Here is a 15756-nt window from a genome sequence, read left to right as displayed (position 1 = left end):
GCAGAGGACCGGAGGACCCATGAGCGAGCCCGCGACGGGCGGCGCCACCCGCGCCGAGACACCGCCGCCCGATCCGACGAGCGCCTCGACGGCCGAGCTCGTCGGCAGCCTGGGCGAGCAGATCGGCACGCTGGTCCGCGACGAGGTGCGGCTCGCCCAGGCCGAGATCACCCAGAAGGCCAAGCGGCTCGGTGTCGGCGCCGGTCTCTTCGGCGGCGCCGGCCTGGTCGCGCTGCTCGGCCTGAACGGCCTGATCACCGCCGCCATCCTCGGGCTGGCCAACGTCCTGCCGGGCTGGCTGGCCGCGATCATCGTCGCCATCGTGCTCTTCGCCGTCGCCGGTGTGCTCGCGCTGATCGGCAAGAAGGACGTGCAGCAGGCCACTCCCCCGCTGCCGACCGAGACCCTCGCCAGCGTCCAGGACGACGTCGCCGCGGTGAAGGAAGGCATCGCGCGGTGACGGAGAACCAGCCCGGCGTCCCCGAGGTGACGGGCCCCACCGACCCCGAGGCGATCAAGGCCGAGATCGACGCGACCCGCGAGCAGCTGGCCGCGACCGTCGACGAGCTCAGCCGCCGCCTCGACGTCCCGGCCCGGGCCAAGGAAGGCGTCTACCGCGCCCGCGACACCGCCGTCGAGACCTACCGGGAGAGCCCCCCGATCGTGCTCGGGATCGGCCTGGCACTGGCGGCAGCGGTCGTCGGTCTGGTGGTGTGGCGCCGGAAGCGTTCGAGCACGAGGAGGAAGTAGTGGCGAGCAAGGGAGCCAAGATCGCCTACCGGCCGATCGGGCTGATCGGCGGCATCCTGGCCGGAACCCTGTCCGGGATCGTCTTCAAGCAGATCTGGAAACAGATCGCCGACGAGGAAGAAGCGCCCGACGCGCTGCAGAGCGAGTACTCGATGCGCGAGGTGGTGCTGGCCGCCGCGCTGCAGGGGGCGATCTTCGCCGCCACGAAGGCCGCCATCGACCGCGCCGGCGCACGCGGGTTCACCCGGCTGACCGGGGCCTGGCCCGGCGACTGATCGCGGACCGCTCCTCGACCCGCCGCAGACTTCAGGGGGAAACGTCATGACCGGCACCAGCCACCGCGAGAGCGCGGTCGACCGGATCAAGCAGCGGGTCGAGGAGAAGGCCGCCCGCCGGGCCGCGGCCAAGGCCGCGGAGGAGGAGGCGGCGCGCCACCCGGACCAGGACGCCGACCGGCCGCCGAACGGCGCGCCCAGCGAGCAGGTGCTGCCCGGCGTCCACGCCGAGAAGCCCACCCAGATCCCGCTCAAGGGCTGGAAGCAGATCGTCAAGCGGGCGTGGGCCGAGAACAAGGCCGACAACATGCCGATCATCGCCGGCGGCGTGGCGTTCTTCGGCTTCCTCGCCGTCTTCCCCGCGCTGATCGCGGTGATCTCGATCTACGGCCTGGTCGCCTCGCCGCAGTCGGTGGCCAAGCAGGTCGAGAGCCTCTCGAAGCAGCTCCCCCAGGACGCGGCGAGCCTCATCGAGACGCAACTGAAGAGCATCACGGAGAACGCCGGCGGTGCGCTGACCGTCGGCCTGATCATCTCGATCCTGGCCGCGCTCTGGAGCGCCTCGGGCGGCGTGAACAACATGATCACCGCCATCAACCTGGCCTACGACGAGGTCGAGACCCGCAACACCGTCAAGCTGCGGCTGCTCTCCCTCGCGCTGACCCTCGGCGGGATCCTGTTCTTCCTCCTCACCATCGGCCTGGTGGCCGTCGTCCCGGCGGTGCTGAACGCGCTGCCGCTGGGGATCTTCGGCACGATCCTCGCCCAGGTCGTCCGGTGGGTGCTGCTGCTGGCGATCATGGCCGGCTCGCTCGCCGTCCTCTACCGGGTCGCCCCCGACCGCGACGCGCCCAAGTTCCGCTGGGTCAGCCTGGGCTCGATCGTCGTCACCGTCGTCTGGGCGATCGTGAGCCTGCTGTTCAGCCTGTACGTCAACAACTTCGGGTCCTACGACAAGACGTACGGCGCCATCGCGGGCGTCATCGTGCTGATGCTGTGGCTGTACATCACGTGCTACCTGATCCTGCTCGGCGCCGAGATCAACGCCGAGACCGAGCACCAGACGGCCCGGGACACCACCGAGGGCCATCCGCAGCCGATGGGCTCCCGCGACGCCACGGTCGCCGACACCCTGCCCGACCCGCCGGAGCCCACGAAGGAGTCCGCGAAGTCCGCCTAGCGGACGTGGGACTCCACGAACGGGGGCTTTCCGACCTCGGCCGGCTGCGGGCGCCCGCGGACGTCGACGCTGACCTCCGCGCCGTCACCTACGCCGGCCGCGGTGTCGAGCAGCGCCAGCCCGATGCCGACCTTGAGCGTCGGGGAGAACGTGCCGCTGGTGACCTCGCCGATGCGGGTGCCGTCGCCGTCCAGGACCGCCATGCCCGGGCGCGGGATGCCGCGGCCGGTGGCCCGCAGTCCCCACAGCAGCCGGGCCGGCCCGGCCTCCTTCTCGGCGAGCAGCGCCTCGCGGCCCCAGAACCGCGGCTTCTTCCAGCCGACGGCCCAGCCGGCCCGCGCCTGGTTCGGGGTGATCTCGCGCGACAGCTCGTGCCCGTGCAGCGGGTAGCCCATCTCGGTGCGCAGGGTGTCGCGGGCGCCGAGCCCGCACGGCCGGATCCCCTCGGGCTCGCCCGCGGCGAGCAGCGCGTCCCACAGCTCACCGGCCCGGCCGGCGGCGACCAGCAGCTCGTAGCCGTGCTCGCCGGTGTAGCCGGTGCGGCAGACGGTGACGTCGCCGTCCACGAAGGACATGTAGGGCAGGTCCGCGGCCAGGCCCACGGCCTGCAGCACCTGCGGTGAGCGCGGTCCCTGGACGGCGAGGACGGCGACCTCCTCGTGCCGGTCGGTGACCTGCACGCCGTCGGGCGCCTCATCGGCGAGCCGGGCGAGGACGTCGGCGGCGTTGGCCGCGTTGGGCACCAGCAGGACGTCGTCCGGGCCGTGCAGGTAGACGATGAGATCGTCCACGACGCCCCCGTCCTCGGTGCAGCACAGCGTGTACTGCGCCTGCCCAGGGCCGATCCGCGACAGGTCGTTGGTCAGGCAGCCGTCGACGAACGCCGCCGCGCCCGGGCCGCGGACCGTGCCGGTGCCCAGGTGGGAGACGTCGAACAGCCCGACGGCGGTGCGGACCGCGGTGTGCTCGGCGATCACCCCTCCGCCGGCGTACTCGATCGGCATCGACCAGCCGCTGAAGTCGGCGAGCTTGGCCCCGAGGGCGACGTGCCGGTCGTTCAGGGGTGAGGTCCTCACGGCAGGTCACGCTAGCGGGGTCACTACCCTCGACGCCGTGCCGCCGACGATCGCCACCACCGACCGCCCGCTCGAGAAGCTCTCCGCCGACGCGGTGGTGATCGGTGTCGGGAAGGGCCCGGGCGGCCTGCTCCCCACCCCCGGCAGCGAGGCGGTCGACCGGCTGCTCGGCGGGAAGCTGTTCGCCGCGCTGGCCGACCTCGGCGCCCGGGGTGCCGAGGAGGAGGTCACGCGGCTGCCCACGTTCGGCCAGGGCCCGTTCCCGGTCGTCGTCGCCGTGGGCCTGGGTGCGCCGTCCGCCGACGGCGGCTACTCCCCCGACGTCGTCCGCCGCGCCGCCGGCGCGGCGAGCCGGGCGCTGCCCGGCCGCGGCTCGGTGGTCACGCTGCTGGCCGCGGTGGGCGGGACGCCGGACGTCCAGCGGCTGCACGCCGTCGGCGAGGGGTCCCTCCTCGGCGCCTACGAGTTCACCGAGTACAAGTCCGATCTGCCGGCCGACCGGCCGACGCCGCCGTCCTCGTTCGAGGTGGTGGTGCCGGACGTCGGCGCCGCCAAGGAGCCGCTCAAGCACATCCGCGCCGTGGCCGACGCGATCTGGCTGGTCCGCGACCTGGTCAACACCCCGCCGAACGACCTCTACCCCGCCGAGCTGGCCGCGCGCGGCGCCGCCGCGGGCGAGAAGGCCGGCCTGTCGGTGGAGATCCTCGACGAGAAGGCGCTCGAGGCCGGCCGGTACGGCGGCATCGTGGCGGTCGGCCAGGGTTCGGCCCGCGGTCCCCGGCTGCTGCGGCTGACCTACAAGGGCAAGAAGGCCAGGAAGAAGATCGCCCTGGTCGGCAAGGGGATCACCTTCGACAGCGGCGGCCTGTCGATCAAGCCGGCGCTGAACATGCAGAACATGAAGAGCGACATGGCCGGCGCCGCCGCGGTGATCGCGACCGTGTGCCTGGTCGCCGACCTCGGCCTGCCGGTCGAGGTGACCGCCACCGTGCCGATCGCCGAGAACCTGCCCGGCGGCGCCGCCTACCGCCCGGCCGACATCGTCACCTTCCGCAACGGCAAGAAGGCCGAGATCACCAACACCGACGCCGAGGGCCGCGTGATCCTGGCCGACGCGATCGCCCGCGCGGCCGAGGACGGTCCCGACGCGCTGCTGGAGACCTCGACGCTGACCGGCGCCCAGCAGGTCGCGCTGGGCAACCGCACCTCCGGCGTCATGGGCAGCGACGAGCTGCGCGACGCCGTCGTCGCTGCCGGGAAGCGGGTCGGCGAGGGCATGTGGCCGATGCCGCTGCCGGTCGAGCTGCGCCGCGGCATCGACTCGCCGATCGCCGACTTCGTCAACTCCAACGCCGACCGCTTCGGCGGGATGCTCGTCGGCGGCCACTTCCTCGCCGAGTTCGTGCCCGACGGACTGCCGTGGGCGCACATCGACGTGGCGGGGCCGGCCTACAACACGCAGTCGCCGTGGGGCTGCACGCCCAAGGGCGGCACCGGCGTCCCGGTGCGCACCCTCCTCGCCACCATCGAGGACCTCATCGCGGAGTGACCCTGCGCTTTATCGCGATAAAGCGCAGCTATTCGAGCTTGTCGGTCTGCTTCGCGCTCCAGTCGCGCATGCGCTGGGGGTAACCGGTGACCTGGGCGTCGTAGACGGGGATCGCGAGGTCCTTGGACAGCCGGCGGGCGACGTCCGGGCCGTCGATGCGGCGGCGGGTCCACTCCCCGTCGGCGGCGACCAGCACGATCGTGGTCTCGGTGACCGCCGTCCGCGGCTCGACGTACCCCTCGACCCCGCGCCGGCTGGCCACGAACTGCTCCAGGTGGGCGAGGTCGGTGCGGTGCGAGCCGCGGTCGAGCGTGCTCCGGCGGCCCGAGCCACCGGGTCCCCGGCCGCGCAACCGGTCGAGCAGCCCCATGCCCTCTCCCGTCGTCTGCGGTCGCGGCCCCCGCCGCGACGCTCCCGGTGATCAACGGTGCGTCGGGCTGCGCCGTTCCCTTGGTGGCAGGATGTGGGCGTGACCGCTCCCAGCTCCCCCGCCGATCTGGTCATCCTCGGTGGCGGCTCCGGTGGCTACGCGGCGGCACTGCGGGCGGCGGAGCTCGGGCTGTCGGTCGTCCTCGTCGAGAAGGACAAGCTCGGCGGTACCTGCCTGCACCGCGGCTGCATCCCGACCAAGGCGCTGCTGCACAGCGGCGAGATCGCCGACGCCGCCCGCGAGGGTGAGCAGTTCGGCGTCAAGACCACCCTGGCCGGCATCGACATGGACGGCGTCAACGCCTACAAGGACGGCGTCGTCAGCCGGCTCTACAAGGGCCTGCAGGGCCTGATCAAGAGCCGCGGCATCACCTACGTCGAGGGCGAGGGCCGGCTGGTCTCCCCCACCGCCGTCGCGGTCGGCGACCAGACCTACGAGGGCCGGCACGTGCTGCTGGCCACCGGCTCCTACGCCCGCACGCTGCCGGGCGTCGAGATCGACGGCACGAAGGTGATCACCAGCGACCACGCGCTGCGCCTGGACCGCGTGCCGGCCTCGGCGATCGTCCTGGGCGGCGGCGTCATCGGCTGCGAGTTCGCCAGCGCGTGGACCTCCTTCGGCGTCGACGTCACGATCGTCGAGGCGCTGCCGCACCTCGTCCCGCTGGAGGACGAGGCCTCCTCCAAGCTGCTGGAGCGCGCGTTCCGCCGGCGCAAGGTCGGCTTCGAGCTGGGCGCCAAGGTCACGAAGGTGCAGACGACGGACGACGGCGTCCGCGTCGAGCTGGAGAACGGCAAGGCGCTGGAGGCCGAGCTCCTGCTCGTCGCCGTCGGCCGCGGCCCGGTGAGCGAGGGCCTCGGCTACGAGGAGGCCGGCGTCACCACCGAGCGCGGCTTCGTCCTGGTCGACGAGTACTGCCGGACGACCGTGCCGACGATCTCCGCGGTCGGCGACCTCATCCCGACCCTGCAGCTGGCCCACGTCGGCTTCGCCGAGGGCATCCTCGTCGCCGAGCGGCTGGCCGGGCTGGAGGTCCGCCCGATCGACTACGCCGGCGTCCCGCGGATCACCTACTCCGACCCAGAGGTCGCCTCCGTCGGGTTGACCGAGGCCCAGGCCCGCGAGAAGCACGGCGAGGTGACGACGCTGACCTACGACCTCGCCGGCAACGGCCGCAGCCAGATCCTCAAGACCGCCGGCGCGGTGAAGCTCGTCCAGGCCCCCGACGGCCCGGTCGTCGGCGTGCACATCGTCGGCAGCCGCGTCGGGGAGCTCATCGCCGAGGCCCAGCTGATCTACAACTGGGAGGCGCTGCCCGACGAGGTCGCCACCCTGATCCACCCGCACCCCACGCAGAGCGAGGCGGTCGGCGAGGCGCACCTCGCGCTGGCCAGCAAGCCGCTGCACGCGCACAGCTGATCCACCCACCCGACAACCGCACACAGCGCCAGAAGGAGCACTGCCTCGATGCCGACGTCCGTCACCATGCCCGCCCTGGGCGAGAGCGTCACCGAGGGCACGGTCACCCGCTGGCTCAAGCAGGAGGGTGAGCAGGTCGAGGCCGACGAGCCCCTCCTCGAGGTGTCCACCGACAAGGTCGACACCGAGATCCCCTCCCCCGCCGCAGGCGTGCTCACCAAGATCCTCGTCGCCGAGGACGAGACCGTGGAGGTCGGCGCCGAGCTCGCCGTCATCGGTGGGGACGGCGCCGGCGGCGGGTCCGCCCCGGCGCAGGAGGCACCGGCCCAGGAGGCGCCGGCTCAGGAGGCCCCGGCGCAGGAAGCGCCGCAGGCCGAGCCGCAGTCCGCCGAGGACGAGGAGCTGCCCGCCACCCCGGCCGCGCAGGCCGGTGAGCAGCCCGCCGAGGCCGCCCCGTCGGGCGGCGGTGGCGGTGGCGGCGGTGCCGCGCAGGGCACGCCGGTCACCATGCCGGCCCTGGGCGAGAGCGTCACCGAGGGCACGGTCACCCGCTGGCTGAAGGCCGTCGGCGACGAGGTCAGCGCCGACGAGCCGCTGCTCGAGGTCTCCACCGACAAGGTCGACACCGAGATCCCGTCGCCGGCCTCCGGCACGCTGCTCGAGATCACGGTCGGCGAGGACGAGACCGTCGAGGTCGGCGCGCAGCTCGCGGTCATCGGCAGCGGCGCAGCGGGCGGCGGCGAGTCGGCCGCCCCGGCGCCCGCGCCGCAGCAGGAGGCGCCCGCGCCCCAGCAGCAGGCGGCACCGCAGCAGCAGGCGGCACCGCCGCAGCAGGAGGAGCGCCCGGCCCCGGCTCCGGAGCCGGCGCAGGCCCCCGAACCGCAGCGCTCGCCCGAGCCACAGCCCCAGGCGCAGGCTCCCGCTCCCGCCGCGGCGCCGTCCGGCGGCGGCGGTGACGGCAGCGGCACCTACGTCACGCCGCTGGTGCGCCGGCTGGCCGCCGAGCACGGCGTCGACCTGGGCAGCGTCGAGGGCTCCGGCGTCGGCGGGCGGATCCGCAAGCAGGACGTCCTGGCCGCGGCCGAGCAGGCGAAGGCCCCCGCCGCCGCGCCGGCCGCGTCGGCGGCGACCCGCACGCCGTCCCCTGCTGCCCAGCCGGACACCTCGCTGCGCGGCCGCACCGAGAAGCTGTCCCGCCTGCGGACGGTCATCGCCCGCCGGATGGTCGAGTCGCTGGCAGTCAGCGCGCAGCTGACCACCGTGGTCGAGGCCGACATCACCCGCATCGCCGCGCTGCGCAACCGGGCGAAGCGGGACTTCGAGACCCGCGAGGGCGTCAAGCTCTCGTTCCTGCCGTTCTTCGCGAAGGCGGCGATCGAGGCGCTCAAGGCCCACCCGGCCGTGAACTCCTCGATCGACCTCGAGGCCGGCACGGTCACCTACCACGACGTCGAGAACCTCGGCGTCGCCGTCGACACCGAGCGGGGCCTGCTGGTCCCGGTCATCCACGACGCCGGCGACCTGTCGATCGGCGGGCTCGCCCGCAAGATCGCCGACCTGGCGGAGCGGACCCGGACGAACAAGGTGACCCCGGACGAGCTGGGCGGCGGCACGTTCACGCTGACCAACACCGGCAGCCGCGGTGCGCTGTTCGACACGCCGATCATCAACCAGCCGCAGGTCGCGATCCTGGGCACCGGCTCGGTGGTGAAGCGGCCGGTGGTCGTCTCCGACCCCGACCTCGGCGAGGTCATCGCGATCCGGTCGATGGTCTACCTGGCCCTCACCTACGACCACCGGATCGTCGACGGGGCCGACGCCGCGCGGTTCCTCACCACGGTCCGCGAGCGGCTGGAGGCCGGTCAGTTCGAGGGCGACCTCGGCCTGGGCTGAACAACTCCGACGGGGCCCCGGCAGGATTGCCGGGGCCCCGTCGCGTCCGCAGGGGGTCCGGGAGGAGAAGGAACCAGCGTGAAGATCGCGGTCACCGGCGCGTCGGGGCTGATCGGCAGGACGCTCGTCCCGCGGTTGCAGGCCGACGGGCACGAGGTGCTGCGCCTGGTCCGCCGGACGCCGCGCGCCGCGGAGGAGCACCGCTGGGCCCCCGAGCACCGGCGGATCGACCCGGCGCTGCTCGCCGACGTCGACGCCGTCGTCCACCTGGCCGGGGAACCGATCCGCCCACGCCCGTGGACCGAGGGCTACCGGCAGCGGCTGCTGGCCAGCCGGGTCGACGGCACCACCACGATCAGCGAGGCACTGGCCGCCGCCGCGGCCGACGACCTCGGCCGCCGGCGGGTGCTGGTCTCCGGCTCGGGCATCGACTACTACCCCGACCTCGGCGACCGGCAGGTCACCGAGGACGACGGCCCGGGCGACTCCTTCCTCGCGCGGCTCTGCGTGCGGTGGGAGGCCGCGACAGCGCCGGCCGCGGAGGCCGGCGTCCGCGTCGTCAACCTGCGCACCGGCCTGGTGCTGGGCCCGGGCGCGCCGCTGGTCCGCATCCTCGGTCTGGTGTTCCGGCTGGGCCTGGGCGGCCGCGTCGGCTCCGGGCAGCAGTACTGGCCCTGGATCAGCCTGACCGACGAGGTCGAGGCGATCGTCCACCTGCTCGGCTCCGAGGTCTCCGGCCCGGTCAACCTGACCGCGCCGAACCCGGTGACCAACGCCGAGTTCACCCGCACGCTCGGCCAGGTGCTGCACCGGCCCACCCCGCTGCCGGTCCCGGGGTTCGCCCTGTCGCTCGCGCTCGGCGAGTTCGCCCGCTCGAGCATCCTGGGTGGCCGTCGGGCGGTGCCGCGGAAGCTGCTCGACTCGGGGTTCACCTTCGCGCACCCCGACCTCGACGGCGCCCTGCGCGCGGCGCTGTCCCGCCGCTGACGATGGCCGACCCACGTCCACTGCGCCACGAGGACGCCGCAGCGCTCATCGGGATCGCGGCGGTGCTCGAGGGCCACATGCTCATCGGCGAGCTCGACCCGCACCTGATCGAAGCGCTGGTCCGCCACCTGCGCGACCCCGGTCAGCTGGCGGCGGACGCCGGCCCGGCCGAGCTGCGGCTCGCCCTGGCCAACCTCAACCAGCGGATCCGCTACGCGAACGGTGAGTACGACGAGCCGCCCGCCCCGGACACCGGTCGGGTCGACCAGTACTTCGGCTTTGCCGACCGGAGCGCGGCCCAGGCGTTCGCCGACGATGCGCTCGCCCACGGCGAGGCGGCAACCGCACCGGAGGCCGTGGACGGACGGGCCTACGACGGGGACGTCGGCTGGCAGGTCGCCGTCCGCACCGAGGAACCGCCGCTGACCGCCGCGTTCGACCGGCACGTGCTGCGGCTGGCCGCCCTGGCCGGGCCGCACGGCGGCAGCTACGGCGGCTGGGGCAGCGTCATCAGCTGACCCGCTGGGCCGACTCGATCCGCCAGCCGTCAGCGGACCGGCGCAGCACCATGTGCACGGTCGCCTCTCCCCGTCCCGGCTCCGAGCGCACCGCCGGGCCGCCCGCCGACGGCGCCACCTCGTACGCCGGCACGCTGTCGATCACCTCCAGCTCCGCGCGGTCCCCGGTCACCCCCGCCGCGCTGACCCGCACGACCGACGGGGCGTACCCGCGCAGCACCTCTCCCGCCGCCGCCAGGCCTTCGACGAAGTCGGTGTCGGCGACGAGCCGATCGCTACCGTCGCTGTAGACACCGGTCAGCAGCCGCGCCGAGGCGCTGGTGAACGCCTCGGCGCGCCGCCGGTAGAGCTCCTCGACCAGGGGCAACCAGTCGTCCGGCCCGTCCGGGGTGGCGAGCAGAGGTTCGGACGGCGGCGAGGCGCCGGCCGGCACGGACGGCGCGGCCGTGGAGGTCGGCGCGGGCACGGACCGGGACGCCGCGGCGGGCCGCGAGTCGCCCGTCGCCCCCCAGCGGCTGCCCGCCCACACCGCCGCGGCCAGGACGGCGACCACCGCCACCACCGCCCCGGCGCGGCGCAGCACCGGCACGACCCACGCCCGGCGCTCCTCCTCCACCGGCTCCGGCTCGGGACGGCGCCGGCCGGGCACCTGGTGGGTGAGCTCGGTGCGCGGGCCGCGGCCGGTGCGGCCGAGCTCCTCGTCGGGCACGCCCGCGACCGGCAGCCGGACCGGCTCCGGACGGCAGGCGTGCCGCAGGTCGAGCGCGAACGCCCCGGCCGAACCGCGCTCGTGCGGATCGGCGGCCAGCCCGCGGGCGATCACGGCGACCAGCTCGGCCGGCGCTCCCGGGGCGAGCTCGGCGAGATCGGGCAGCACCCCGGCTGCGGCGACGGCCAGGGTCTCGGCCGGCCCGGCCGCGTTCCACGGCGCGATCCCGGTCAGCGCGTGGAAGGCCGCCGCCGCGACCCCGAACACGTCGGACGCCGGCCCGGGCGCGCCGCCGCGGGCGACAGTCGGGTCGACGTAGGCCGGGGTCACCTCGCGGGCGGCCGCCTCGCCGAGCACCCGGGCGACGCCGAGATCGGTGAGCACCGGCCGCCCCTCGGCGGTGAACACGACGTTGCCGGGCGAGAGGTCGCCGTGGACGACCCCGCGCTGGTGCGCGTGCTCCAGCGCCGCGGCGACCGGCGCGATCGCCGTCACCACCTCCCCGGGCCGCAGCCGGCCGCGGCGGGCGAGCAGCGCGGCGAGGCTGCCGCCGGGCAGCAGGTCGAGCACGAGCGCGACCCGGGCCTCACCGCCACGGCGCGGCTGGTGGACGACGTCGCGCAGCCGCACCAGGTGCGGGTGGTCGAGCTCGCCGAGCAGTGCCGCCTCGCGGGCCTGCCGCTCCGGATCGCCGGCGACCAGCACCTTCACCGCGACCGGCGCTCCCCCGCCACGGGGGACCGCCCGCCACACCTCGCCCGAGCCGCCGCGCCCCAGCAGCTCCTGCAGCGTGTAGCCGGGCACCACCGGCGGAGCGGGATCGGGCATGCGGCGGACGGTAGGCGGACCGGCCGGTTCACCGCTCCGGTTGTCCACAGGCCGCACTGCTGTCCACGGGGTCGCCACCCGCCAGGACGGCGGTCGCCACCTGCCCTAGGTTCGTGGGCGATGTCCCTCCCCCCGCGCGCCGAGGTCGTGGTGGTCGGCGCCGGCCTGGCCGGGCTGACCGCCGCAACCCGGCTGTCCGCAGCCGGCTGCGACGTGCACCTCCTCGAGGCGGCTCGGCACGTCGGCGGACGGGTGGCGACGGACGTCGTCGACGGCTTCGTGGTGGACCGCGGGTTCCAGGTGCTCAACACCGGCTACCCCCGGATCGCCGACCTCGACCTACCCGCTCTGCGACTGGGCTACTTCGAGCCGGGAGCACTCGTGCGGGTCGACGGCCGGGTGCACCGGGTCGTCGACCCGCGCCGCCGGCCCACTGCCCTCCCCGGCACCCTGACCGCACCGATCGGGTCGCTGAAGGACAAGGCCGCGATCGCCGCGTTCTCCGCGCGCGCGGCATACGCACCGGCCGGTCGGCTGCTCGGCGCACGCGAACGCACCGCCGAGTCGGCGCTGCGCCGAGCCGGCATCGGGTCGACCGCCGTCGAGCGCTTCTTCCGCCCCTTTCTCGCCGGCGTCCTGCTCGAGGCCGAGCTGGCGACCTCCAGCCGCTATCTCGACCTGCTGTGGCGCAGCTTCGCCCGGGGCGCGATCGGGCTTCCGGCGGGAGGCATGCAGACGGTTCCCGAGCAGCTCGCGGCGCGGTTGCCGGCGGAGCGGCTGCACCTCGGAGTGCGCGCCGCAGAGGTCACCGGCGACCGGGTCACCGCGGACGCCGGCGCGGTGCGCGCCGACGCCGTCGTCGTCGCCAGCGACCCGGCCACGGCCGCAGCCCTCCTGCCGGGGGTCGAGGCCGCCGCCCCGCGGCAGGTCACCACCCACGTGCACGTGCTGCCCGCCTCACCGTGGCCGACACCGCTGCTCGTGCTCGGGCAGCCGGGCGGACGACTGGTGAACACCGTCGTCCTCACCGATGCCCAGCCGCGCTACAGCCCCGACGGCCGGGCGCTGGTGTCGAGTTCCACGCTCGCGCCCACACGGGAATCCGACGTCCGCGACGAGATCGCTCGCTCCCACGGCGTCGCAGCGACCGACCTCGAGCACCTCACCACGGTCACCGTCACCGGCGCGCAGCCCGCGGCCGAGCCGCCGCTGCAGCTGCGCCGGCCGGTCGCTCTCGGCGAGGGCCTGTACGTCTGCGGCGATCACCGCGACACCCCGTCCATCCAGGGCGCGATGGCCAGCGGGGCGCGCTGCGCCCGCGCCGTCCTGCGCGCCCTCCGCCCGAACGGAACCTGATGCCGGCGTCCGCTCCCACCATCCTGGCCACCAGCATCGGCTTCGCCGGCCGCGGCCGGGGCCCGTACGACTGGAGCCCCGGCCCGGTCTTCGACCTCGCGTTCTCCCTCGCCGGGGCGCCGGAGCGGCCGAAGCTCTGCTACCTGGGCACGGCCACCGGCGACGACCCGGTGCGCATCGCCGGCGTGTACGGAGCCTTCGCCGGCAGCGCCGTCGAGGTCAGCCACCTCAGCCTGTTCACGATGCCGACCGTGCCCGACATGCGGGCGCACCTCCTGGCCCAGGACGTCGTCTGGGTCGGCGGCGGCAGCGTCGCCAACCTGCTCGCCGTCTGGCGCGTGCACGGCCTCGACGAGATCTTCCGCGAGGTCTGGGAGGCCGGCGTCGTCCTCGGCGGGGTCTCCGCCGGCTCGCTGTGCTGGCACGTCGGCGGCACCACCGACTCCTACGGCCCCGACCTGCGCCCGGTCACGAACGGGCTCGCGCTGATCCCCACCTCCAACGGCGTGCACTACGACTCCGAGGAGCAGCGCCGTCCGCTCTACCACCGGCTGGTCGCCGACGGCACGCTGCCCGCCGGGCACGCCACCGACGACGGCGTGGGCCTGGTCTACCGGGGCACCGAGCTGGTCGAGGCGGTGGCCGACCGGCCGGACAAGGCCGCCTACCGGGTCGCCCCCGGCCCGGACGGCGGCGTCGTCGAGACGCGCCTCGAGCCGCGACGCCTACGCTGAGGCCGTGAGCGATCTGCAGGTGCTGCGCCTCGGCCTCGTCGACTACCAGGAGGCGTGGGACCGCCAGCGCGAGATCCACGCCGGCGTCGTCGAGGGCACCACCCCCGACACCCTGCTGCTGCTCGAGCACCCGCCGGTCTACACCGCGGGCAAGCGCACCGAGCCGCACGAGCGCCCCTTCGACGGCACGCCGGTCATCGACGTCGACCGCGGCGGCAAGATCACCTGGCACGGCCCGGGGCAGCTGGTCGGCTACCCGATCGTGCGGCTGCCCGACCCGGTCGACGTCGTCGCCCACGTCCGGCGCCTCGAAGAGGCGCTGATGGACGTCTGCGCCGGTCTCGGCGTCGCCACCGAGCAGGTCGAGGGGCGCAGCGGCGTCTGGGTGCGCGCCGACGACCGGGGCCCTGACCGCAAGGTCGCCGCGATCGGCGTCCGCGTGGCCAGGGGCGTGACCATGCACGGGTTCGCGCTCAACTGCGACCCCGACATGTCGGCGTTCGGCAACATGATCCCGTGCGGCATCGTCGACGCCGGCGCCACGTCGCTCACCCAGGAGCTCGGCCGCGACGTCCCGATCGCCGAGGTGATCGACGCGACCGAAGACGCCCTCCGCCGGGTTCTGGCACCCTCCGCGCTCCCCCTCTGAGCCGCGCGCTGCCCTAGGGTGGCGCGATGCCGGTGATGGTCCTGGGCGGCGGGGTCGCGGGCCTCACCGCGGCGCTGCTGCTCGCCCGCGACGGGCACCGCGTGACGGTGGTCGAGCGCGATCCGCTGCCGGTCGGTGCGCCGGACGACGCCCCTGGCTGGCCGCGCAAGGGAATCCCGCACTTCCTGCAACCGCACGCCTTCATCCCCGGCGGTCGCGACGAGCTGCGGGCGAACCTCCCCGACGTGTACGCGGACCTCCTCGACGCGGGCGCCCAGGAGGTCGACCTGCGGCGCAAGCTCCCCGGCGACGTCCTCCCCGAGGACGAGTCCCTGCAGTACCTCGGCGCGCGCCGTCCCCTGCTCGAGTGGGCCCTGCGACGGGCGGTCACCCAGGAGCCAGGCATCACCGTCCGGGAGGGCGTGCACGTCCGCGGTCTCGCCGTCGAGGACGGTCGCGTGACCGGGGTGCTGCTGGACGACGGCGCGCTCCCGGCCGACGTCGTGGTCGACGCGCTCGGCCGGCGGACGCCGACGCCGCAGTGGCTGGCCGAGCACGGCATCCCCACCGAGACGGACAGCAGCGACTGCGGCGTCGTCTACTACAGCCGCTACTACCGCTGCCGGCCCGGATTCGACCTGCCCGACGGGCCCTTTCTGCTCAGCCCCCGTGGCGACCTCGGCTACTTCGCCTACTCGACCTTCCCCGGCGACAACGGCACGTTCGCCACCGTGCTCGCCGTCCCGCCCGGTGTCGGCGAGTGGCGGCTGCTGCGCGAGGAAACCGCGTACGAGGCCGTGGTCGCCCGCATCCCGGCGCTGGCCGCGTGGGCCGATCCGGCCGGCGTCGACCCGATCACCGACGTCCTGCCGATGGCCGGGCTGCGCAACTCCCTCCGGCACTGGAGCGCGGAGGCGGGTCTGCTCCCCGTCGGCGACGCCGCGGCGCACGTCGACCCGGTCCTCGCGCACGGGCTGCCGTTCGCCCTCATCCACGCGGCCCAGCTCCGCACGGCCCTGCGCGAGCACGACGACCCGGTCGACCGGGCCGGCGCCTACGCCGCGGCGACCCGGCGCGAGCTGCGCGAGCGGTTCGACTTCGCCACCGCCCTCGACGAGCAGCGGCTGCGGATGTGGCTGGGGCAGCCGGTCGACCTGAGCCCGGACGGGGACTACGCCCTGTTCAGCCAGCTGGCCGCGGGCGCGGCGGCGACGCGGGACCCCGACGTCTTCCGCGTCTTCCTCCGCCGGATCGGCCTGCTCGACAGCACCGCCGTCCTGGACGACGACCCCGCCCTGCACCGGCGGATCGAGCAGCTCTTCAGCGAGATGCGGGCGGTGCCGCGGCCCCGGCCGCCCTCCCGCGACGAGATGGTCGAAGCCGTTGGAGGCTGAGAACGCAGG

At 74.7% G+C, this 15756-nt stretch carries 16 protein-coding genes; 13 read left to right on the top strand and 3 right to left on the bottom strand.

Annotation, left to right across the window (positions count from 1 at the left end; all coding sequences use genetic code 11):
• The first annotated feature begins 19 nt into the window (after positions 1-19).
• The 4 genes from GGQ55_RS19625 to GGQ55_RS19610 are packed head-to-tail and all read left to right on the top strand — an operon-like array spanning position 20 to position 2205.
• Positions 20-460 (top strand): phage holin family protein, encoded by a 441-nt coding sequence (locus GGQ55_RS19625; RefSeq protein ID WP_179719621.1) that lies wholly within the window; start codon positions 20-22, stop codon positions 458-460.
• Positions 457-750 (top strand): DUF3618 domain-containing protein, encoded by a 294-nt coding sequence (locus GGQ55_RS19620; protein ID WP_179719619.1) that lies wholly within the window; start codon positions 457-459, stop codon positions 748-750. Before GGQ55_RS19625 ends, GGQ55_RS19620 begins: the two co-directional genes overlap by 4 nt.
• A complete protein-coding gene (locus GGQ55_RS19615; RefSeq protein WP_179719617.1) occupies positions 750-1025 on the top strand; it encodes a DUF4235 domain-containing protein in 276 nt (91 codons plus the stop codon). Before GGQ55_RS19620 ends, GGQ55_RS19615 begins: the two co-directional genes overlap by 1 nt.
• Positions 1026-1071: 46 nt before the next feature.
• On the top strand, positions 1072-2205 hold the full coding sequence (locus GGQ55_RS19610) for a YihY/virulence factor BrkB family protein (RefSeq protein WP_179719615.1): 1134 nt from the start codon (positions 1072-1074) through the stop codon (positions 2203-2205).
• Here GGQ55_RS19610 and gcvT read toward each other — a convergent pair.
• Positions 2202-3281, bottom strand: coding sequence for a glycine cleavage system aminomethyltransferase GcvT (gcvT, locus tag GGQ55_RS19605; RefSeq protein WP_179719613.1), 1080 nt, complete (start codon positions 3279-3281; stop codon positions 2202-2204). The two genes, GGQ55_RS19610 and gcvT, sit on opposite strands and share 4 nt — an antisense overlap.
• 37 nt (positions 3282-3318) lie before the next feature.
• On the opposite strand from gcvT, the gene GGQ55_RS19600 reads away from it, so the two are divergent.
• Positions 3319-4830 (top strand): leucyl aminopeptidase, encoded by a 1512-nt coding sequence (locus GGQ55_RS19600; RefSeq protein WP_179719611.1) that lies wholly within the window; start codon positions 3319-3321, stop codon positions 4828-4830.
• A gap of 28 nt (positions 4831-4858) precedes the next feature.
• Here the strand turns inward: GGQ55_RS19600 and GGQ55_RS19595 are convergent, their stop codons facing one another.
• A complete protein-coding gene (locus GGQ55_RS19595; RefSeq protein WP_179719609.1) occupies positions 4859-5200 on the bottom strand; it encodes an oxidoreductase in 342 nt (113 codons plus the stop codon).
• Positions 5201-5299: 99 nt separating this feature from the next.
• On the opposite strand from GGQ55_RS19595, the gene lpdA reads away from it, so the two are divergent.
• The 4 genes from lpdA (at position 5300) to GGQ55_RS19575 (ending at position 10077) form a co-directional block, all read left to right on the top strand.
• On the top strand, positions 5300-6679 hold the full coding sequence (gene lpdA, locus GGQ55_RS19590) for a dihydrolipoyl dehydrogenase (RefSeq protein WP_179719607.1): 1380 nt from the start codon (positions 5300-5302) through the stop codon (positions 6677-6679).
• Positions 6680-6727: 48 nt separating this feature from the next.
• Positions 6728-8572, top strand: coding sequence for a 2-oxoglutarate dehydrogenase, E2 component, dihydrolipoamide succinyltransferase (gene sucB / locus GGQ55_RS19585; protein WP_179719605.1), 1845 nt, complete (start codon positions 6728-6730; stop codon positions 8570-8572).
• Positions 8573-8650: 78 nt separating this feature from the next.
• Complete coding sequence (locus GGQ55_RS19580; protein ID WP_179719603.1) at positions 8651-9559, top strand: TIGR01777 family oxidoreductase; 909 nt, start codon at positions 8651-8653, stop codon at positions 9557-9559.
• 2 nt (positions 9560-9561) lie between these two features.
• Positions 9562-10077 carry a ribonuclease E inhibitor RraB gene (locus GGQ55_RS19575; protein ID WP_179719601.1) on the top strand — a complete coding sequence of 172 codons (516 nt, stop codon included), beginning with the start codon at positions 9562-9564 and terminating at the stop codon, positions 10075-10077.
• On the opposite strand, the gene GGQ55_RS19570 is transcribed toward GGQ55_RS19575, so the two are convergent.
• Positions 10070-11614, bottom strand: coding sequence for a serine/threonine-protein kinase (locus GGQ55_RS19570; protein ID WP_179719599.1), 1545 nt, complete (start codon positions 11612-11614; stop codon positions 10070-10072). The two genes, GGQ55_RS19575 and GGQ55_RS19570, sit on opposite strands and share 8 nt — an antisense overlap.
• Positions 11615-11734: 120 nt before the next feature.
• On the opposite strand from GGQ55_RS19570, the gene GGQ55_RS19565 reads away from it, so the two are divergent.
• From GGQ55_RS19565 to GGQ55_RS19550, 4 genes are read left to right on the top strand one after another with little or no spacing between them, the layout of a single operon-like run.
• Positions 11735-12970: an FAD-dependent oxidoreductase gene (locus GGQ55_RS19565; protein ID WP_179719597.1), complete on the top strand. Its 1236-nt coding sequence runs from the start codon at positions 11735-11737 to the stop codon at positions 12968-12970.
• Positions 12970-13704, top strand: a complete 735-nt coding sequence (locus GGQ55_RS19560) for a Type 1 glutamine amidotransferase-like domain-containing protein (protein WP_179719595.1) — start codon at positions 12970-12972, stop codon at positions 13702-13704. The genes GGQ55_RS19565 and GGQ55_RS19560 overlap by 1 nt, the downstream gene beginning before the upstream one ends.
• Positions 13705-13708: 4 nt before the next feature.
• Positions 13709-14353, top strand: coding sequence for a lipoyl(octanoyl) transferase LipB (lipB, locus tag GGQ55_RS19555; protein WP_179719593.1), 645 nt, complete (start codon positions 13709-13711; stop codon positions 14351-14353).
• A gap of 26 nt (positions 14354-14379) precedes the next feature.
• The gene (locus tag GGQ55_RS19550; protein ID WP_179719592.1) at positions 14380-15747 is read left to right on the top strand and encodes an NAD(P)/FAD-dependent oxidoreductase; all 1368 of its coding nucleotides are present in this window, start codon (positions 14380-14382) and stop codon (positions 15745-15747) included.
• Positions 15748-15756 lie beyond the last annotated feature (9 nt).

This window comes from Petropleomorpha daqingensis (genome assembly GCF_013408985.1).
GTDB classification, from domain to species: Bacteria; Actinomycetota; Actinomycetes; order Mycobacteriales; family Geodermatophilaceae; genus Petropleomorpha; species Petropleomorpha daqingensis.
This window is presented reverse-complemented; position numbering and strand designations above follow the sequence as displayed.